This window comes from Mycobacterium sp. NGS50, from assembly GCF_059812545.1.
Window position 1 is genome coordinate 58,812 of the sequence record NZ_JCALCW010000007.1, and the last position, 20,888, is coordinate 79,699.

Genomic DNA, 20,888 nt, shown 5'->3' on the forward strand with positions numbered 1-20,888 from the left:
CGGGGCGGTTCAGGAAGCCACGGCCAGAGAGCGACGTTCGTAGCCGGCGGCCACGAGCCGGAACAGCAGTTGGGTGCCGGTGTCATCGAGCGGGGCGAATCCGATCTCATCGAGGATGACGAGGTCCGCGCGTAGCAGGGTGTCGATGATCTTGCCGACGGTGTTGTCGGCCAGGCCGCGGTAGAGCGTGTCGATCAGGTCGGCGGCGGTGAAGTAGCGCACCTTGTGACCAGCGTCGATAGCAGCGTGACCTAGGGCGATCAGGACGTGGCTCTTCCCGGTGCCGGGCGGACCGATAATCGCCAGATTATGTTGGGCGCGAACCCATTCCAGGCTGGCAAGATAGTCGAGGGTGGCTTGTGGGATGGAGGAGGCGGCCACGTCGAAGCCGTCGAGGGTCTTGACGACCGGGAAGGCGGCGGCCTTGAGCCGGTTGGCGGTGTTGGAGGCATCGCGAGCGGCGATCTCGGCCTCGATGAGGGTGCGCAGCAGCTCCTTGGGGGTCCAGCGCTGTGTTTTGGCGGTCAGCAGGACGTCAGGGGCGTGGCGGCGTACGGTAGCCAGTTTCAGCCGCCGCAACCCCGCATCGAGATCAGCGGCCAACGGAGGAACATTCTTGGGGGCAACGGTTTTCGTTGCGGGGGTGCTCATGCCCCGCTCCCGTCGCGGCTGGCGGTGATCTTGTAGGCGTCCAGCGATCGGGTCGCCGAGACCGGCAGATCGAGCACGAGTGCGTCCCCGGCGGGGCGGGGTTGGGGGGTGCCGGTGCCCGCGGCCAGGATGGAGCGCACGTCGGCGGCCCTAAACCGTTTGAACGCCACCGCCCGGCGCAACGCCGCTACCAGCGCCTGCTCGCCGTGGGCGGCGCCTAGGTCCAGCAGGATGTCCAGCTCCGAGCCGAGCCGGGTGTTGCCGATCGCGGCAGCACCGACCAGAAATGCCTGCGCGTCCTCGCCGAGAGCGCAGAATTGTTTTTCTGCAGTGGTTTTCGGGCGTGGTCCGCGACTGGGAGCCGGACGTGGCCCGTCGTAGTGCTACCAGATCGACCACCTGATCGAAATTGCGGGCCCGCGGTACCCGCGCCGGCGGCTCTCCACCGCCCTCGGCCCGCTCAACCACACGCTTGACCGTCTTATGCGTCGTGCCGCACAACTCGGCGGCACCCCGATACGTTCCGACTTCCCGTTACGTCGAGACGATGTTCATTTTCTCCCTCGCAGACTTCAATGGAACTCCCTGGGCTGTGAAGTGACAGTTGGCGCTATCACCGTCACCGCCCAGGCCACGAGCTCCCCGGACCGACACGTACATGCAAAGGAGTGGGGACTTCTACCTGGCCATCAGCGGGGACCTACACCTGGCCACCAATGGGGACTTTTACATGGCCACGGACACCGGTCCGGGTAGCTGTAAGGAGGCCCGGTGGGAGACTGCCGGCTTGGCTTGGAAACGGATCAGGTCGAAGCTCAGCGTCGAAAGCCCGTGAAGGGGAAGCGACTGAGCGGTCCGTAGCATGACGCGAAGCTTGCGGTGTCCGTGAGAATTAGAGGTCCGTCCGGTTTGGGCGGGTGTAGGGAGTGCCGAGCCCCCGAAATCAGGACGGAGGCCATGGAAGGCGCTGAAGACCTGAAAGTGCTCTGAGCGGGTCCGTTCCCATCATGGAATCGTCGTCAACACCAATGAGGCCAACGTCGTCATCCTCAGCGATGCGCAATACCTGACTACGGACCCCCGGCCCGTTCAGGGCACCACGCCATTGCCGTGGAAGCGAGGTGCCTGTGACCGGTCGGCGGCGAAATAGGTTTGTGTGAGAAGGCTTTCATTAGGGGGTCAACGCCGTCGCTTCGGCAAGCGTATCGAACGGCGTGGGGTTAGCGGACCTGATAGCCTCCAGCATCGAACTGAAATCCTCGATCGCTTTCTTTACCCGCTCTTGGGCCTTGAGACCCCGGTCTGCAGCGGGCATAAGGTGGCCCGAGAACGCCAAAGCCAAGTCGACGACCGGTTGCCAGCCTTCGGTCGCCCGCGCGGGAGGTAAGTTTATCTTGAACTGCAGTGAATATCGGTCAGCGACAGCGACTCCCAGTATCGTCTCGATGCAGGAGCCAATCGCCGCGACAAACAGGTAGTTCGAACCACGCGCGCTGAGGAATGCGGCATGGCGCTTCTGAGCGTCCGTCCGGGATCCTTCCGAGATCGCCAGTATCTTCTGCTTTGCTTGCTCGACAGACTTAAGGAGACTGTATGTATACACGATGTGCCGTGCAGTGATGGTGTCGCGGAACACCCGCGAATAGACGGCATCGTTGTCCCAAATGCTCCGCGTCTCGTTATATGCAAGATTTGGCTCGCCGTGAAAGGCCGCAAGTGACTGCGCTACAGGTGAATCCGCAACCAACGTTTTTACGCGCTGAATCGCATCAGTTGTGCCGCCGCGCCGACCTCCTCGGTAGTCGGCGTCCGGAATCCCTTCGAACTCCTTTCGTAAGCGGTCCTGGATAGCATCCTTGCTGCGGAAGTCCGTTGCTTCAACTTTGTTCTGCGTGTTGTTGTACTTGACAATATCGCCAAGCACCGTCGCGTTAGTGCATCTGACGAAACGCGTCATGACCATCGCGCCTGTGGTTGAAGCGGCCTCGTTAGGATCAAGGCTACCGAGTGCACCGGTGGTCTGGCCCCCATTTACGATGCCCACGCCTTGGACCCGTAGGCTCCGCGTACCGCCAACGTTGTCTGTGAACTCATAGCTGTTAACGAGTACGGTGATGCCGTTGTTGAAGATTGCGAAGTTTCCGGGCTGGTTCTTGGCGGTCTGCTTGATGCCGAAGTTGATGTTGCCGCTCGATCGGACGACACCAAGATAGTCTCGAATGTTCGGCGACATGAGTTTTATCTTGTGCGCCGCCCAAAGTTCCCGCAAATCGGCTACGTTCACCGCAGTCGAGAAGGCGCTCCAGTCTTTCTCGACGATCTCGAAGCCGCCAGGTACCTCGAAAGTAAACTCGTCCGAGACGAGGATGGGAGCCTGCATCTGAGAGTACTCCACTTCAAGGCTCTCTCGACCGATCTCGACGGCAGACACGTCTACTTCGACTCCGGGAAAATCGCGCTTGATAATGCCATCCGCGGTTTTGACGGCCTGATTCAACTCATCTTCAACGTTCCTCGACTCCGAGCAGTTGTGGACATACCAAAGTTGAAGTTCCCGGATCTCCCCGTCGGCGAGTGCGTCGCGGACCTCCTCAGCTGCGCCGCGCAGTGTCTGCGGGAGCTTGTCGAGGTCGCCCGCGAGCAGCCAGCTGATGCCAATGTTCAGGTCGCTCGCCTTGTTGGCTGGGGCGTCACCCACGGTCTCCCTGGAGGACATGTACCCCTGGGCCAGGATAATCCGTTGTTTTTCTGCCACGACGGCGACGAGGTCGCACTTCTTATCGTTACTTCCGTCTGTGAGACTGTTCGATGCGAATGTGTCCACGTCATCGAATCCGAGTCTCAGCTGAGCAACAAAGAGCAGCAGGGCGTTGTTACCGTACGCAACTAAGTCATCACGACTCGCGAAAGCTGCGTATCCCGGCGCATCCATTGCGCTGGCATCTTGCTGTTCGGCCATACAGTCCTCCAGTCTTGGTAGCGTTGAATCTTACGGGGCCCGCCGTACGCCTTCTCGGACTTACAAGTAGCGGTTGCCCGTGCTGAATCGGGCTAGGTGTCCACTGTCTCCTGGGATGACGTGTCTCACGCGGGCGAGCGGCCGATGGCGATTACCTTCGGCCACCCACGGGACAGGGCGCCGCCCATCTAGCCCTAGACCTGGAGTGACCACTACGTTCGGCGAAATCGCGTTCGGTGTGCTGATCTCCCACGGTTACAGGTACTTCCATTCGAGTCGGGTTGGTTGCTCCGTCATGCCGGACCTTACGTTCAGCAATATCGCCAGCTGAACGTCCTTACGCCGCGAGGTCGGCACTCGACCAAAACCTCGTAGCCATCACGCATTACCACGACCATAGTCTTGCGGTTCGCCACGTCGCGGCGCAGGGCGCGAAGCAGATCGTTCTGCGTGCGGATCTGACGGTCGCCGACTGCCATGACCACATCGCCCCGTTGAAGGGGGCCTGCGGAATTGTCGCGTACAGCGGTAACCACTAGAGCGTAGCCGTCAGGCGTTCCGGAGACGGCGCGACGCGCGACGCTAACCCCTAAGGAGGCACGCTCGACAGCTCCATAGGCGATGAGCTCATGTACAACCTCGGCGACGGTCTCAGCGGGCACCGCAAATCCGATGTTGTCGGCTGCGTCGATTCCGGCCGTGTTGACCCCGATAACCTGGCCCTCGGCGTTCACTAGCGGACCGCCCGAGTTGCCGGGATTGATCGCGGCGTCCGTCTGAATCACATCAAAGATTGCCTGCTTGTCGCTGGTAGGCAAGCTCCGTTGAAGGCCGCTGACGATTCCCATACTGATGCTTTCCGGAAACTCCCCCAGTGGGCAGCCAAAGGCGAAACACAACTCCCCGAGCCGTGCCCCTCGGCCACGCGGTCGAAGAAGGACATCGACCGTACTCGTGGCGTGAATTTCGACATGCTATTAACTCCTGCCTGCATAGGCGTGGTGGGAAATCACGATGACTCGAAACCCGACTGGTCGAACCTCAAGGTCTGCGCATTCTCCGAGACCGTCCGAACCTTGCTCTCATCGAATCCCGCCGCATCGGTAGCCTCGATCTCGATCCGCACCGTGAGGTTGACGCCCTGTTCGCGCAGGTGGGTGAGCACCTCGTCGGCGATGTTCTTGAAGTCCAATGCGATCTTGTCGGCACTGAGGGTCTTGACACCGTAGAAACGTGTCGGGAACGCGATGTCAACCGGCGGTTTCGGAGGGTTGGGAGGTACCGGTGGTTGGGGTGGTTTGGGGCCCGGGGGCGGCTCCTCTTCGCGCTGTTTGGCGGCGACATCCGGACGCACCAGCAGCAGCGAATCCGTGGCAGGCGGCGCCGCGGTCTTGTCATCCGGCGTCCACAGGCCGATGTAGCGGCCGGCGGCCTCGTCGTAGCCGGTTGCCAACGCGAACGCATCGGTCTGCCAAATCATCGGTAGGTCGACGATGCCCTCATCGAGCACTCGCCGATCACGTAGCCGCGGCATGTACGGATACTGGCAATACAGTCCCCACAGCGCGCCGAGCGACACGTGGCCGACCTCCCAGATCTTGGGCACCTTGCTGATCGCCAACCGGATGGTGGTCGCCGCCTGCCGGGTCGAGAGGTCACCGTCACTGCCCAGCCGGCGGGATACTCGATCGGCTAGGGAATCGGATTGGCCCTCGACCTTGGTCTCCCGGATCACGAACGGGGCGCCGGGGTCTGGTTGGGAGGGAATCAGCGCCCAGGTGAAGGTCTGTAAGAGTCGGCCGGCGACGGTCTGATCGGCCTGTGCTTGCCGCTGGGTGGCCTGGTTCTTCTGGTTCTGGGTGAGATCCAGGTCAGCCTCGTTGGCCAGCACATGAGTCCAACCCAGATAGTCGCGGGTCGCGGTATCAAGCTCCTGCAACCGGGCCTCGTCCGCGGCCAGGTAAACGAGCATATTGCGGTTGGCGCGAGTGGCGGTGCCCCGGTGCTCGGTTGCTTTGTGAGCGAACTCCTTAGCCACTGTCTCGGCGCTGCGTTTGTGCGCAACTTTCGGGTGCAGGATCACCAACCGGGCCTCGTCGGTATCGGGGATGTCGGCGTTGCTCTCCGGGCAGATGTGCACCCCGGCGAAATCACCGCGACCGCGGGCCTGGTCTTGCAAGCGCCTCACGATCTCGGCCCAGACGTCCTCCTTGTGCAGTCGATCGGCCTGATCGCCTGCGGTGCGAGTGATATTGGCCTGCAAGTCGTACCAGTATTTGCCCGAGCCGGAATAAAAGTAGGTGGCCCGATCACCGAGCTGGGTCAGCGCGGCGTGGAAGTTCCCGGGAACGTCGCCAGGTACCGCGGTGCCCAGGAACACCCGTTGGGTCTCGAGGCCTTTGTGGGCTGAGCCGATGGTCGGGGCGGCACCGAAGAACACTGTGCGGGCCAGCCGCTTGGTTAGCGACCGTTGCCCGAATAACGGCTTCTGGGTGTCGATGCGCGCGGGTTCGGAGTTCGGGCCGTCGACGTCGGCGTCGATGATCGCCTTCCACGAATCCTGTAGATACTGAGTGAGCTCGGAATTCACATGAGATGTCGCCAACGGGATCGAGCCCGGCATGATCAGCGGGGAGGCATCCTCACCGGTCCACAGCGCGTGGATGACGGTGCTCATCAGTCGCAGCACACCGCGGGTGCGTTGGAATCGTTCCAGGGACGACCACTGTTCGTAGAGCCGGTCGAAGAGCTCGGGGTGAATCGGGTAGGTCCGCTTGATCCGGTCCTCATAGGCGGTGTCGCGGGACTCGCGGGGGAAGTCGTCGGTGTACTTGCGGTACATGTCGACATAGGCCCGCGCGGTGGCGCCGATCGAAGCCAACGCCGCCGCGTCGGGCTGTTTAAACAGGCGCTGTTTGACGATCTGGTAGGCCTCCGCTGATGACGCCGGGCGCCACTGGTCGGCAACTCTGCGGACCACGTTCTGTAGTCGTTTGAGTGCTTCCAAGCCATGCGCGCCGCCGACTTCCTCGGCGTTACCGGCGACGATTTTGTCCGGATCATCGCCGCTTTCTGACGCGGGGATCGAGATCACCAGCAGCACACCCGAGGTGCCCTTGGCCGCTTCGGTCAGCGCCTGGGCGAAGGTGAACTGGTCATCGAAGGTGCCGCCGGCTAGATCGTCACGCCCCACGAGCGACCGCGCGTAGGCGACCCACTCATCGATCAGAATGACGGCGGGGGAGTAGGCGGCCAGCAGCTCGTGCAGCGCCTCGCCGGGATGAGTGCGGTTGGCATCAGCGGTGACGACCAGCTCATAAGCCTGTCGTCCGCCGAGCTGCCAGGCCAGCTCACCCCACAGGGTGTTGACCTGGGTGCCGTCGTCCTTGACCGTCCCGGATGGGCTGACATGGTTGCCGACGATCGCGACCCGGTTCACACGGGCGTCGGTGTAGCCGTTGGCCGCCAATAGATCCTGGGTCTCCTGCGGGAAGTCTTTGACTGGCAGCCCTGCCGCGACATGCCACAGCGCGAGCATTGAGTGGGTCTTGCCGCCACCGAAGTTCGTCTGCAGGTTAACCACCGGCGCCGCATTGTCGTCCCCGGACAGCCGGCGCACCGCACGCCCGATCAGATCGACAAGGCCCTCGGTCAGGTACGTCCGCCGGAAGAACTCGACCGGATTGGCGTAGCCGGAGTCCTGTTCACCCCCGAATGCGACCTTGTACAGGTCCGCGGCGAACTCGGAGGCGGCGAAGTTTCCGGTCGCGACATCGTCGTGCGGGGGCAGCACCTCGCGCCACGGCTTGAGCCCGGCCGCCTCGGGATTATCGACCGCAGCCTTGAGGGTCTTCTTGTCGTCCTTATCGGCAGTGACGCGGCGCAGATTGAGTCGAATGCTGTGCACCTCATCGGCTTCAGCGGGTGCGTTGACGAGTTTGAGCAGGCGTTCGGCGGTATCGAGGGCACGGTAGGCGTCGTCGTCGCTGAACGACCCGTTGTGCGCCCAAGTGTTGCGCACCTCGCGCAGCTCGATCGCAAAGGATTCACCGGCCTTGCCCAGCGCCTGATCGAAGGGATACCAGCCCTTCTTGAAGCCGCCGGTAATGTTGCCTTCGGTCAGCATCCGTAGCTGGACCTGCGGGTCGCGCGGGTCATACGTCTTGTCGCCCGGCGCGCCGTTTTTCGCGTCTTTGGTTGCCACCAGCTTGGGCCAGGCCGCACCGACTGCTGGGTCGCCCTGTCCAATCACCAGCGAGATGAAGTCATCCAGCGGAGGAGCGATGATCTCGAACATCTTGTTGATGCGGTCTCTGTTGCTCAACGCCATGTCACTTCAACTCCCACTCGTCACTCAGCCGCTTCAGCAGCGATCTCTGTCGGGCCTTCAAAACCGCTGGCGTCCAGGAATCTTTCTTCAGGACTTGCAGGGTTAATGCGAAGGTCGCGATGCCACTGCTTCCGGAGAAGTATTGCTGCTTCTTCTTCTCGAAATCGAATCGTTGAGCGGAACTGTTCTTGCGCCTGTTGAGCAGGACCAGGTTGGCGAGGCGGTGGGTCCAGTAAGCGCGTTCGTCGTCGTCGAAGTCGACGAGCCACTGGCTGCCCTTGTTGGGCTGTTGGGGCAGCACATGTTCGACCGTGACGATGCTGTGTTCATAACTGACACCGGGTTGGTTGGCGAGTAGTTCGTCCAGGCGCAGCAACACGTAGGTTCGAGATGGCGGGACCAGGTAAAGCTCGCTTTTCAGTCGCTCGATGGTTTCGGCGCACTCTTGCTCGGTGAGGTCCAACGCCTCGGCATCGAGCCCTTTGCCGGCGTCGAGCTGTTTCAGCAGGCTGGCATATCGGGTTGCCCGCGGCGTGGTGTAAACCCTGCGCAGAAGCATGCTCGCTGCGAGGCGTTCCAGCTTGCCGAGGAACGCGTCGAGGAACTTGGGGTCGTCGGGGTGGTTCTTCAACGCCCACAGCGCCGGCGGCCGCCAGTCATTGTTGTCGATCCGCGCCAATCGCTTCAACCATGCATTGACGCGGTGCCAGCTTGCCCCTCCGGTGTAGTCGGCGTTCGTCAATCGCTCGTAGGCATCCGCGTAGGGGAGTAGAACGTCGTCGACAAATCTGGCTGCGTGTTTCGGCAGGTACTTGTTGAGTACTTGCTCGGGAAACTCGATGAGCAGTTCGCGCCGTGCTCGTTCCTTGGCGTAGATCATTCTCAAGTGAAGAAATAGGTCAGCGAACCCGTTGCGCCCCAGCTCCTCTTCGGCGTCCTCCCATTTCGTGGAGTACGTCTCGCGATCATCGTCGTGGATCTCGCCGATGGTCTTTGCCTTGAAGATATCGCTCGGCGACAGGTCCAAGCCGCGGGCGTTCATCACGCTGAATATTCGGTAGGCACTGGTTAAGTCTGGGGTGGAGACAACCACCAGAAATGTTCGGCTACCCACCAGCTCGGCGAGCTGCTCGATGCGTTTCGGCGGCCAGTCGGTCAGTTCTGTCCAGAGTGCCCGCGCGTTGTCGCGGATTCTGCGACGCGAGTCGACCGTGACGGCGTTGTCATCCAAAGATATTAGCTGCTCAGTCGCTCCGGGCTCTTGTACGTTGTCCCGGAAGAAATGCTCGTCCCTGGGCCGCAGTTTCAGGCGTGGTTTGGGCTTGGTTCCCTCAACAATCTTGCCCGGCTCCCGGATGAAGTCGCCGAGCTCCTTCCGCAGGTCGGCATTCGTGGTCACGTCACGCATCACCGCGAACAGGATGGTCAGTGTGGTTAGGCGTTGTTGGCCGTCGATGACTTCTGCACGTCGGCCGTTGTCACGAACCAAGACGAGTGAACCAAGGAAGTAGGGTTCATCGGCGTCGCGGTCGATCGCGCCGTCGAGATCATCTAGTAGTTGGAGTGCCTGGGCGGTTCCCCATGAATACGGACGTTGATAGTCGGGGATTACGAACTCGAAATCACTGGAGAATATTTTGGTAAGCGGGTACTCGCCGGCATCAAGCTTCTTCATCAAGCATCCTCCTCGTAGTCGAATGCGGACTGTGTACTGGCCGGCCGTTTCTCACTGCGCGCGACGTCCATGATTTCAGGCCAGCTGGTCACCAGTGTGTTGAAGCTCAGCGCGTCTTTCGTCCATCCGTTGCCCTCCGCGATGCGGAACAGTAGGTGCGCCAACTCCTTCACCCGATCGGCATCCACCGCGCCATCGCTACGACTCAGCGCAGCACCGAGGAAGTCCCCGGCTGGCGCGATTCCGTCGCGCTCGAGCACCTTGATGAGGTGGTGCAGCACTTCCCACCCGCTGATGTCGGGGTCGGCGACGACATCGTAGTCCCAACTCAAGTCGACTGGCTTGATCAGCTGCACCTTGCTGGCGCGGGACGTAAGAATGCCTTCCCGCTCCATCCCGGCGACGCTCGTGTTGCGTGCGCGGGCGAGGTTGTCGGCATCACCAAACTTGCCGGCGCCGTAACCATTCTGGCGATACCAGGCGATCGCGAAACGGGTGGCCGCGACGAAGTCGCCCTCCTGCTCATTGAGCACCTGGTCGAGAATCTCGTTGATCCGCGCCAGCGCAGAACGAACTGTCATCTTCGAGCCGTCGGGTTCCAGGACCGCTGAGTACCGGGAAAACACTGCCATGCCCGGTCCGATCGCGGCTTGCGGTAGGTCAACTGGCGCGATTGCCCCCTGCTGCAAGTCCTTGAGTGCATTGGGTAGTTCAGCTTTGAGGGCCTCCACGAACTCGCGGCGGTCGGTGCGTGACGCATCCTGCGAGCGGGGGCGGAGCGCCAGCACGATGGATGACGCCAGCGCGTTGGTGCCGACACTGATCATCCGGCCACCCCGTTCGCTGCGGACCGGCCATGTGGCAGTTACTGACCATCCGGAACGGATCATGCCTTCGAGTAGGGTTTCCCAGCCGGTTGACGCCTCGCCGGTGTCGGTGGTCTCGGACTGTTTGAAGGCGTAATAGACCGTGATTGGGTAGTCCGGCAACGCCACCTCGCGTGCCTGCCGGAACACCTCCCGGAAGCCATGTTCAAAAAATTGGTGTGCCCCGTCCTTGCCGCCGTGACGGTATGGATTGGCAACCAACTCTTCGGACTTCGGCACTAGCATCGTGCTCAGCAGATTCGAGTGGACTGACCGAAGTACGCGGCGCAGCCACACATAGAAGTAATCTGATAAATCCGAATAACCGACGTTGTCGTAGTACGGCGGGTCAGTCGAGAGCAAGTCGCCGCTGGTGGCGCGTTGTGTGGCGTCGGCCTGCTTGACATCGGATGGACCGACTGCGGGCAATCGATCAAGCGTCTTTGTAACCCAGCCGACGCTCCAGGTCAGTTCGCATGGCCCCTTGCACCACACATTGCCCTCGGCAAAATCCCAGACCATCGGTAGTGCTTGGCGGGAAAAAGTGTCCGTGACGCTCTCTTTGGAGGGTGCAGAATTCCACCGGCTCAGGCCTGAGTTTGTTGAAGTCAACCGGCTCACCGCAAACCCCAGGTACGTCGCAACCGCATCGGCATAAGCGGCGGCGCCATCACCGCCGGCTTCGAGGCGGTCGCCGTCGGGCATGCCGGCAGCGCGGGCATCGACGAGGATGCGGTCGCGGGCTTCGGTGACGAGGTCGCTGAAGGTGGTTAGCGCGGTGAGCTGCCGGGCGGTGAACAGGTCGGCGAATTGGGTCATGCCGAATGCAGGTGTCGAGAACCAGCGTGGGTTCGTTGCAATCTCTCCACTTGGCACGTCATCAGGTCGCGAAACGTCTGCGGCGGCTTCGTGTTCGGCGCTGGGTTCCAGGTAGATACGGGTGCGGTTGCCTTCGGCGACGGTAGCCATGAGCTGTGCGCCCAGTCGGCCAGCGCGGCCTTCGGCTCTGGTGTAGTTGAGGTCGACGACGGCTGCGCAGCCAATGCAGATTGCGCCTGTTCGGTTGACAGTGCCGTCTGCGTCCTTGGTGGGCGCATCTTTCGGGTCATGCCCGATAGCGAACTGAACTTTGCCGTCAACCACGGACGGAACGACGTAGGCCTCTTTGCCCTTCTTCTTGCCGAGCCACCAGGAGCGCACCAGCGGCATGGCGATGCCGCAGGCCGGGTTGGGGCAGGTGACGGTGCGCGCCCAGATCCAGGCGATGACGGTGGCTGTCGACCCGTCGGGCAGAGTGGCTTTGGGGTAGAGGTGTCCGATGCGTTTTTCGGCTTCGTCGCGCATCCACTGGCCGTAACGACGCACATCCTCGGCCAGTCCGGTGGCGCGCGGCCACGGGTGGTCAAGCTGATCGGCGGCGACATCAGGCGACACCGGCGCTCGGCCCGCGAATTTTGGTGGGATCTCGATCAGCGCCTTATTGATGAGCACCGCCACCGGGTTGAGATCCGAGGCATGGGCTTCCAGACCGAGGCGCTGGGCTTCCAGCGGGATGGTGCCACCGCCGGCAAAGGGGTCGAGGATCAGCGGCGGGTTGCCGCCGGTGGATTTGAGGATTTCCGCGTGTGCTTCTTCCAGCAATTCCTTGTTCTGGATGTTCTCCCAGACGACGAGGCGCTCAATGATGTTGTGCAGCCGTTCGCGCTCTTTGCGTTGCAGTTCCTCGGAGGGGAATTCCTCGGGGTGCGCAGAAGGGTCGTCGACCAATTGCGCGAACAGGACAGCTCGGGCGGCGGCGAGGGGACGGCGGGCCCACCACAGGTGCAGGGTTGAGGGGTGGCCGTGGCGGATCGACTTCTCCCGGGCCGATTCTCGGTTGATCGCTTCCAGCGGAAGTGCGACTTCGATCAATTTGCGCTTTTGAACCACGTTTACCCCTCTGCCCCGCTGGCGGGCATGATTGTGCGGCGGCGCACCGCCGTGTTGTCCCGACTGAATTTATCGGGAGCGCTGGATGGATCGGGCGACATCGCGGCGGTTCGTACCGATGGGCGTGCGAAGATCGGGCTGTGGTGGCGGTCGAAGATGCGTTTAGGCGAGCTCGCCAGCATTCCGTACAGCACATGGCCGCGTGTGAGAGAGCGCATCTGCGGTGGGGTGAAACGGCCGTCAGCGAGATCGTCATGTCCCGCGCCGCGGTAGCCGTGAATGTCGTGCCGTTCACTCCGCCAGCCGAGGCGATCAGCGGTGCCGACTGGGTCTGGTGGTGGGTCGACACTGGGTCGGCCTATGGAATGCTTGTGCAGGCGAAGCGCCTGACCGTGAACCAGGGTCGCTGGCAGTTCGACTTCGGGTATCGCAGCAGCGCGGGCAGTCAGCAGTCGACACTGAGGTCGACTGCGGCGAGTCTGAATCTGATACCGATGTATGCGCTGTACCTGGGGACAGGAAATTACCGGAAGTGGGAACCGTGCCCCGATGATCACCAAGGCCGGCGGTGCCCCTCCTGCGTGATGCGCTCGGTGTCCTTGATGCCGGCACTGTTGGCGGACCCGGCGATCATCACTGATTCTGCTACCACGTACGAACGTTCGGTCGCGCTCGAAGAATTGTGGGCGCCCAGTCCGAGCGGAGCAATGCTCATACCCGGGTTGCGTCGGCAGCTTGATCCGGAACTTGCCAACTTTCTCCTGGAGACGCAGTCCGGTACGCGCGCAGTAGCCAGGAAGGCTATCGACCGGGTGCTCAGGGTACGTGCGGGACAATTCGGTGCCGTTTTGGCTCCCGCGCCGAGCGTGATGCGCGATGGGAGCCAGGATGGGCTCGGTCCGGTATTCCGAAGCCTGCCTACCGACGCAGGCCATTGGGGCATGCCCTACTTCGAGCACGTGCTCGATCCTCTTCGGCGCGTCCCTCCCGGCTATGTGCTCGAAATCGAGTCCGGCGACTTTGACACCGACCAGTTGGCGTCGAACATGCCCGAGGATGTGGCGGGCATCGTCGTTGTGCGGCTGTCTCAAAACGGTTGAGCCCCCTTCGCCCACATCTTGTTCCAATCGCCCCGGATGCCGGTGGCGTCGAAGCCGCCGAGATCGGTGGTGGCGAACGGGTCATCGAGGTAGCGGACCTCGTCGTACTGGGCGCCGCGTGGGTCGACTTTGACCAAGGCCAGCCGGTAGCGGGGGACGGCGTTCTTGCCGGTCATCACTTCGTTGTGGGTGATGAAGAAGTCATCGGCGCCGGCCAGGCGGGCCTTGACCTCAATCCGGTAGGTGTCGCCGTCGGCGCCGGTGGACAATATGTCGAAGCCCTTGTTGGTGAATGCCTGCTCGACCGGCTTGCGTCCGAGTTCGCTTTCCCGGAGCAACACCAGGTCTACACCGCGGCGCTCGACCTCCTTGGTCTCCTTGGCGTGCATCGGCGCCGCCACCGGGAGTTCACCTTCGACCATGCTGACAGGAAGCACCAGCGCGGCGGTCAGGATCCGCGGCGGTTTGGTGGACATGAGGGCCTGCTGATCGAGCAGTTCGAGTCGTTTGCGCAGCCGCAGGTCGAGTTCGACAGCTTTGCGGTTAAGGCTTTCGGCGGACTCTTTCGGTTTTTCACCGGCGCGCTCCTTCTCCGACGCCACCGCGGCATCCAGCAGTAACCGGTCGCGTTCCCCTTGTAGGCGTTTGACCACGAGTGCGCGTGTCTTGGCGAGTTCGGCGGCGCGCCGAGGCTGGACTTCGGCGAGGTATTCGGGTAGCTGGGTGGTGATGATCCAGCTGGTGGCGCGGTCTTCGGCCTCGTCCAGCCAGGGCAGCTGGCGTGCTGCGGCGACGGCAGCGGTCTCGGGTGCGGCGACGCAATCCAAGTACGGTGCCGGCCCGGCGGGGGACACGGTGCCAAGGCTGTCGACGAATGCGTAGCCGAACCGCCGGGACACTGCCGCCCCGGTGGCGTCGCAGACTTCTTCCACGACACCCACTAGCAGCTGCGGTTCTTCCAACGTCGCGGACACCAGGACTGTCCCGCTGTTAAGCGCACCGCCGACGTGGCGGATCGCCTCGTCCATGACCGCGTCGTGCAGTGGATGCCCGGGAGCCAGCAGGTCGGCGCGGGCGAGTTCCTCGGAATGCACGTGTTCCAGATCGAAGGTCACCCGGTCGTATTTGGTGGCGATCGGCTGGTACTTGCTGGCCCGGATCTGTGCGGGGACATTGGCGATCTCGTAGCGGCCGCGTTCGCGCTTGGCGATGCGGCCACCGAGTCGGGCAAAGGCGGACTTGAAGGCGAGTTCGATGTAGTGCGGCTGCAGGCGGCGGGCGCGGGCTTCGTCCATGGCCGCCCGCAGCTTGGCGAGGTCAGCCTCGGCGAGGTGCTCGGAAGCCAGGGCGCGCTCGTCGAGCAGTTCTCTTAGCCCGTCGGAGACCTGGTGGTCGATTACTTCATGCATCTTGGCCCGCACGTCGGGCTGCTCGCCGTAGCGGATCGCTTTCATCAGCAACTCCCGTAGCGGAGTCCCGGCGAAAGCTTCGCCGAGGACGTCGAATACCTTGCCGCCGTAGGCTTTGCGTTGCTCTTCGATCTTGGTGAGCAGCCGGACGAACACGTCGCCTTCGCGGGTGTTGGAGGCCACGATGTTCCACAGCCGGCAGACCTCTTGTTGTCCGATGCGGTGGATGCGGCCGAACCGCTGCTCGATGCGGTTGGGGTTCCACGGCAGGTCGTAGTTCACCATCAGGTGCGCGGCCTGCAGGTTGAGGCCTTCGCCGGCGGCGTCGGTGGCCAGTAGGATCTGGCAGTCCCGGTTTTTGGTGAACTCCTCGGTGATCATTCGACGCTCCTTGCGGCGTACCCCGCCATGGATGGCCTGCACGGCGTTGGGCTTGCCCAACAGGGAGCGGATTTTGGCGCCCAGGTAATCGAGGGTGTCGCGGTGCTCGGTGAAGATGATCAGCTTGCGCGGCCAGCCGTCGGCCGTGGTCGTCAGCGCCTCGTCTTGCAGGATGGTGCTCAGCTCGGTCCATTTGCGATCGGTGCCCGAGTCACGGACCTGCTTGGCCACCGCGGTCAGGGCGGCCAGCTCCAGCAGTTCGGCGTTGAGTTCCTCGACGGTCTGGGAGGCGGTAGCGGCATCGAGCAGTTCTTCTTCAAGGTCTTCGATTTGCTCGGAGTTGTAGTCGTCGGCGTCGAGGCCGTCGACGTCGATGCTGGGTTCTTTGTCGGTGTAGGTGCCGTTGAGGATTTCTTGCTTCTTGCGTTCCAGGCGCTCGGTGCGGCGCACCAGGCTCTTGTAGATGGCTTCCGGGCTGGACGCCAGCCGGCGCTGCAGCACGGTCAACGCGAAGCCGACGGTGTTCTTACGTTTGCCGCCGACCCGGTCGGCGCGGTTCATGCCGTCGCGCACGTAGTCGGTGACCTGTTCGTAGAGCGCGTACTCCAGCGCGGTGAGTTCATAGGGCACGGTCTCGGCCCGGCGCTCGGGAAACAGCTTCTTGCCGTCGAAGGTGAGCAGGTCTTCTTTGACCATGCGGCGCATGATGCCGTCAGTGTTGGCGGTCTTGGTGTTCTTGCCTTCGAACCGGTCGCGGTCGAGCAGGGTTAGGAACAGCTGGAAGTCTTCTTCCTTGCCCGAGTGCGGGGTGGCGGTCATCAGCAGCAAATGCCGGGTGATGCGGCCGAGCAGCTCGCCGAGCTGGAAGCGTTTGGTCTTCTCGAGTTTGCCACCGAAGTAGTGCGCACCCATGCGGTGGGCCTCATCGACGATCACCAGGTCCCATTCCGTCTCGTTGAGCTGGGCTTGCAGCTCCTCGTTGCGGGACAGCTGATCCATTCGAGCGATCAGGAGGGGGTTGGTTTCGAACACGTTGAGGTTGACGTTGGCGTCGATGAGCTGGTTGGTCAGCAGGTCGAAACGCAGCCCGAACTTGAAGAACAGTTCGTCTTGCCACTGCTCCACCAGCCCGCCGGGGGCCACGATCAGGCATTGGCGGACGTCGTCGCGTAGCAGCAGTTCCTTGATGTAGAGCCCGGCCATGATGGTCTTGCCGGCACCCGGGTCGTCGGCGAGTAGGAAGCGCAGCGGCGTGCGCGGGAGCAGCTCGCCGTACACCGCGCGGATCTGATGCGGCAGCGGGCGCACATCGCTGGTGGCTACCGCGAGCATCGGGTCGAACAAGCCGGCCAGGGTGATTCGTTGGGCCTCGGCGACCAGCTTGAAGTCGGTGGCGTCGGCGTCGAACGGACGGCTGCCGCTCTGGGCGACGGTGAGTTTGTCCTGATCTTTGCGGAACACGACCTGCTGGCCGAGTGCGCCGTCGGTGGTCTTGTAGGTCAGCTCCAGGGCGTCGGTGCCGTGCCACTGGGCAAAGATCACCGTGATGACCTGCGCCGGGATCACACCGTCGACCCGCAGGCCCGGCTTGAGCTCCTCCAGCAGCACGTTTCCTCCGAAGTTGACAACGGTTGCACGGTAGCTGAGCGGTCCGACAACCCGCGGGCTAACCCGGGCATCGTCGGACGGCTCGGCTAATCTTCGCAGGAATCCACAGACCGGCGGGAGCCATGGGCAGCAACGAACAGCCGTCAAAATCGGCGATTGGTGACGAAGTTCGCGGCTGGGTCGAGACTGCCACGGAGGTGTTGGCGGCCCGCGAGGACATCACGACCGCCGCGGACCATCAGACCGTGGCGCTGCTGCACCGCATGGTTCAAGTTCGACGCGACGGTCGGGTGCTCTGGTATTTCCTGCCGCTGGGTGCCAACAACACCGAGCAGCTCCGGACCATCGCCGCCAAGGCATGCCTTCCGCCGGTGACGCCCGAAGTCCAGCGTGAACTCGACCGACTGACCACGGAGGCCGCGCAGGCTACTGAGCATCTCCGGGCGGTCACCGGGTTCGGCCGGTTGCTGCTGTTCGGCGGGACCCGGGACAAGGCGCGGCAAGCCGCGACATTCCTGGCCGATTACCGACGGTCATTCCTCGCCAGCGGGATGCGCGACGAAATCCAGCGAGCGGCGCCCCGCGACAACCAACGGCTGCGAATCCTGACGGCATCGGACGCCTTGGCCGACTGGGTGGGGCTTGGGCAAAAACTGCCCGACCAGGGTAAGACCGCCACCATCCATGCAGCGTCGTCGTTTGCCAGCCTGCCCAACGCAGCCGCCATCATCCGGAATGCGGCCACCGACGAGGCCAAGCTGCGCAAAGCCGCCGTCGACGCCGGCAACCACGTCCGGAACAAGGAAACCGATCGGATGCTGGCCGCCATGCCGGTCGAGCGTCTCCGCGAGGCCACCCGGGACCAAATCCGGGTCGGGCCACTCGCCGACAACGGCATCACCGACGTGCTCGCCGTCCTGACCAACGCGTACCTGCTCGACACCTTCGACGGGATCGGCGAAATGACCGCCAAGCGCATCCGCGGCGCGGCGCGAACCCTGCGGCAGAACACCTTCGATGAGATGCCCATGCGCATCGACATCAAGAACCGCACCCCCGAGCACACCGCATTCCTCCGCAGCCTGCGGGCCTGGGACACCGCACGCCGCATCTCGGCCTCACCCGCCGATATCGCTCTCGTCGAAGAGTTGGCTCCCATCGCCGCCGCCATCAACGCGACAGTCACCCACGCCATCGTCGTGTCGACGGCGGACTCGACTGCTGCGGAATTCCGCGAGGCCGTTCACGCGGTTGGACAATCGGCCTGGACCCTCTCGGACGCCCGTGCCTCCGCCCAGTTGTCCGATCCCTGGGACGACTTCCTGGCTCGCCCCGCCGACTACTTCGCGCTGCTCGCCGAACTGGGATTCATCACCGAAGACGACGAGAAAACCCATGGCGACCTGCCCACCGAGATCATCGAAGCGGTACGTGCGTTCGAGCTCAAAGGCGACTACCTGACAGCCTCGCTGCGCGGCTACCAGGGCTTCGCCGCCAGATTCGCGTTGGTGCAGCGCAAGGTCATAATCGGCGACGAGATGGGCCTCGGCAAGACGGTGGAAGCCCTCGCGGTCCTGACGCACCTGCGTGCCAAGGGGGTCCACAACTTCCTCGTCGTGTGCCCCGCAGCTGTGGTCACGAACTGGGTCCGTGAGGTGACCTCCAAGTCGAAGCTAGCGGCGCATCGCCTGCACGGCCCCGATCGGGGATGGGCAGCCAAGAACTGGGCCCGCAACGGCGGCGTCGCCGTCACAACGTTTGAAACCCTGTCGTGGCTGAAAGACGGCGTTGCCCTGCCGGAGCTCGGCTGCGTCGTCGTTGACGAAGCGCACTACATCAAGAACCCGGACGCCTTGAGATCCCGGCGGTCGACGGAGCTGATCGATACATGCGAGCGCGCCATTCTGCTGACCGGAACCCCGCTGGAGAACCGGCTCGATGAGTTCCGCAATCTGGTTGGATACCTCCGTTCGGATTTGGTGGTGGACGCAAATGAGTTCTCCCCAAAGAAATTCCGAAGACAAGTAGCGCCGGCGTACTTGCGCCGAAACCAGGAAGACGTCCTCACTGAGCTCCCCGAGCTCGTGGAAGTCGATGAGTGGGTCGAGATGTCGGGAGACGATCTCGCTGCCTACCGAGACGCTGTCCAGCAACGCAATTTCATGGCTATGCGGCAGGCGGGCATGAACCAAGGCCTCAAATCCGCCAAGATGCAGCGATTAATCGAGATCGTCAACGAAGCCGAGGCGAACGGACGACGCGTCGTCGTCTTTTCCTACTTCTTGGACGTCCTCAATCAGGTGGCACAGCATATGCCGGGCCGTGTCTTCGGGCCCCTCACCGGGAAGGTTGCGGCCAGCCAGCGCCAGGTCTTGATCGATAACTTCTCGGCGGCCAGGAAGGGCGCAGTTCTGGTTGCCCAAGTCCTCGCCGGTGGCGTCGGCTTGAACATCCAGGCTGCATCGGTTGTTGTGATCTGCGAACCGCAGCTGAAGCCCACCGCCGAATGGCAAGCCATCGCACGGGCACATCGGATGGGGCAGCTGGAATCCGTTCAGGTGCATCGACTTATTTCCGATGAAGGGGTTGACCAGCGACTCCGTGAAATGCTGGCGCACAAGAAAGAGGTTTTTGACGATTTCGCGCGTGAGAGCGAGACCGCGGACAGCGCCCCAGAAGCGTACGACGTGTCGGAAGCCCAACTGGCGCGGGAGATCATTGCCGCAGAGCGCGAACGGATCTTCGGGCAGAGCCCTCCTGCCGCGACCACGCCTCCGTTGCCGCTCCCGCCGCCGACGCAGCGTGCAAATCTGGCGCCCACGGCTCGACACGACACACCGCCAGTAACCCCACCGGAGTCCGCCGTGCGCGGTGCCTCACCCGCTCTTCCTGTCGCGACGGGTACCCCTGCCACACCGCCCGCCGTGGTGCCGGGAAGTACCAATGACAAGTATGCGAGCCGGCCGCGGCGGGTCACCGGTCTGAAGGGATCGAAGCTCACACAACCGGGAATCGCGGAGCTCACCTCCCCGGCGAAGCGCACTCAGTTGCAGCCGTATCCGGTCTTCACCGAGGTATTACCGCCGATCAGCCAGATCGAGCCCAATCAGATTGCCGGCATCGTGGCGCGAATCGTCTTGGCCGAAGGACCAATGACCGGTTGGCGCATTCATCAGGTCTACAAGAAATGTTCAACCGGCCACGAGTCGCATGACGTGTTTTCCCGCCTACTTAACAGTGCGATCTCTGCCGCCGAGAGGCGGAAGCTGATCGTGTCGGACAAGCCCTACAACCAAACAGGCAACAAGCCCAGGACGTTTCGCCTGCCGACTCAGCCCCGGGTCGTTGCGCGCGAACTCGGGCCCCGAAGCATCGACATCGTGCCGCCAGCGGAGCTAGCGGAGTATTGCAGCACGGTGTCTGCTGCTCGGCCGCTCGCTGATGGGGAACTGCTGCGACGAGTCGCCCAACTTCTCGGGCTCACGCGGTTGACGAACGGGGATCGCAACGCACTGCTGGCCGCCAAACGGCTGGGGGGTGAATCTACGGCGACTGGGCGTCGGGAGTCGGTGGCGGGCAGCGGTGGGTCTACATCGGACAAGTCGGCGGCAACGCGGCGGGCCGGTAAAGCGCGACGGTCCACCAGCACGCGTAAACCATCTGCGCCGAGGCCGCGTTCGCCGTTCTACGACGTTGATTTTGTCAAGGATGAGTGACTGAGCTCTGCAACTGCCAGCCGTAGTTAACGGAGACCAGATTGGTGCTCACCGCGTCATTCAGTGAGGACAACCGTCGGGTCGTGTGCGATGGCATGATGATGACGAGCAGGGCCATCGGAAGGGTCAGTGTTTGAGCGTTGCTGGAATATTCCTCGATGTTCTCGCGCGGCGCGGTCACTACGCCGGTTCTGGCCTCGGCCAAGCCCGAGAGCTCCTGCACAATCACGCCGTTGACAACGACAGACCGCCGTGCATGCCTGG

At 62.9% G+C, this 20,888-nt stretch carries 9 protein-coding genes and 2 pseudogenes; 2 read left to right on the forward strand and 9 right to left on the reverse strand.

The window, feature by feature from the left end; all coding sequences use genetic code 11:
• Positions 1-12: 12 nt before the first annotated feature.
• From AC5Y36_RS06965 to AC5Y36_RS06995, 7 genes and pseudogenes are all read right to left on the reverse strand, one after another.
• Positions 13-651 (reverse strand): annotated as a pseudogene (locus AC5Y36_RS06965) (ATP-binding protein); the annotation flags it as partial.
• Positions 648-1,034 (reverse strand): annotated as a pseudogene (locus tag AC5Y36_RS06970) (IS21 family transposase); the annotation flags it as partial. The pseudogenes AC5Y36_RS06970 and AC5Y36_RS06965, both read right to left, overlap by 4 nt.
• Positions 1,035-1,822: 788 nt before the next feature.
• The gene (locus tag AC5Y36_RS06975; protein ID WP_500040138.1) at positions 1,823-3,610 is read right to left on the reverse strand and encodes an AIPR family protein; all 1,788 of its coding nucleotides are present in this window, start codon (positions 3,608-3,610) and stop codon (positions 1,823-1,825) included.
• A gap of 311 nt (positions 3,611-3,921) precedes the next feature.
• Complete coding sequence (locus AC5Y36_RS06980) at positions 3,922-4,575, reverse strand: S1C family serine protease (RefSeq protein WP_500040233.1); 654 nt, start codon at positions 4,573-4,575, stop codon at positions 3,922-3,924.
• A gap of 44 nt (positions 4,576-4,619) precedes the next feature.
• A complete protein-coding gene (locus tag AC5Y36_RS06985) occupies positions 4,620-7,940 on the reverse strand; it encodes a DUF499 family protein (protein WP_500040139.1) in 3,321 nt (1,106 codons plus the stop codon).
• Position 7,941: 1 nt separating this feature from the next.
• On the reverse strand, positions 7,942-9,615 hold the full coding sequence (locus tag AC5Y36_RS06990; RefSeq protein WP_500040140.1) for a DUF262 domain-containing protein: 1,674 nt from the start codon (positions 9,613-9,615) through the stop codon (positions 7,942-7,944).
• Positions 9,615-12,410 (reverse strand): DUF1156 domain-containing protein, encoded by a 2,796-nt coding sequence (locus tag AC5Y36_RS06995; protein WP_500040141.1) that lies wholly within the window; start codon positions 12,408-12,410, stop codon positions 9,615-9,617. The genes AC5Y36_RS06990 and AC5Y36_RS06995 overlap by 1 nt, the downstream gene beginning before the upstream one ends.
• Positions 12,411-12,550: 140 nt before the next feature.
• Here AC5Y36_RS06995 and AC5Y36_RS07000 point away from each other — a divergent pair, with 140 nt between their 5' ends.
• Positions 12,551-13,510, forward strand: coding sequence for a DUF6615 family protein (locus AC5Y36_RS07000; RefSeq protein ID WP_500040142.1), 960 nt, complete (start codon positions 12,551-12,553; stop codon positions 13,508-13,510).
• Here AC5Y36_RS07000 and AC5Y36_RS07005 read toward each other — a convergent pair.
• Positions 13,498-16,908: a helicase-related protein gene (locus AC5Y36_RS07005; RefSeq protein WP_500040143.1), complete on the reverse strand. Its 3,411-nt coding sequence runs from the start codon at positions 16,906-16,908 to the stop codon at positions 13,498-13,500. The genes AC5Y36_RS07000 and AC5Y36_RS07005 overlap by 13 nt on opposite strands.
• A gap of 122 nt (positions 16,909-17,030) precedes the next feature.
• On the opposite strand from AC5Y36_RS07005, the gene AC5Y36_RS07010 reads away from it, so the two are divergent.
• Positions 17,031-20,624, forward strand: a complete 3,594-nt coding sequence (locus AC5Y36_RS07010; protein WP_500040144.1) for a DEAD/DEAH box helicase — start codon at positions 17,031-17,033, stop codon at positions 20,622-20,624.
• Here AC5Y36_RS07010 and AC5Y36_RS07015 read toward each other — a convergent pair.
• Positions 20,611-20,853 carry a hypothetical protein gene (locus AC5Y36_RS07015; RefSeq protein WP_500040145.1) on the reverse strand — a complete coding sequence of 81 codons (243 nt, stop codon included), beginning with the start codon at positions 20,851-20,853 and terminating at the stop codon, positions 20,611-20,613. The two genes, AC5Y36_RS07010 and AC5Y36_RS07015, sit on opposite strands and share 14 nt — an antisense overlap.
• Positions 20,854-20,888: the final 35 nt, after the last annotated feature.

What these genes read in the sequence shown, in the direction of transcription:
- AC5Y36_RS07010 (WP_500040144.1), top strand. Translation starts at nt 17,031, where the DNA reads ATGGGCAGCAACGAACAGCCGTCAAAATCGGCGATTGGTGACGAAGTT.
- AC5Y36_RS06985 (WP_500040139.1), bottom strand. Translation starts at nt 7,940, where the DNA reads ATGGCGTTGAGCAACAGAGACCGCATCAACAAGATGTTCGAGATCATC.
- AC5Y36_RS06975 (WP_500040138.1), bottom strand. Translation starts at nt 3,610, where the DNA reads ATGGCCGAACAGCAAGATGCCAGCGCAATGGATGCGCCGGGATACGCA.
- AC5Y36_RS06990 (WP_500040140.1), bottom strand. Translation starts at nt 9,615, where the DNA reads ATGAAGAAGCTTGATGCCGGCGAGTACCCGCTTACCAAAATATTCTCC.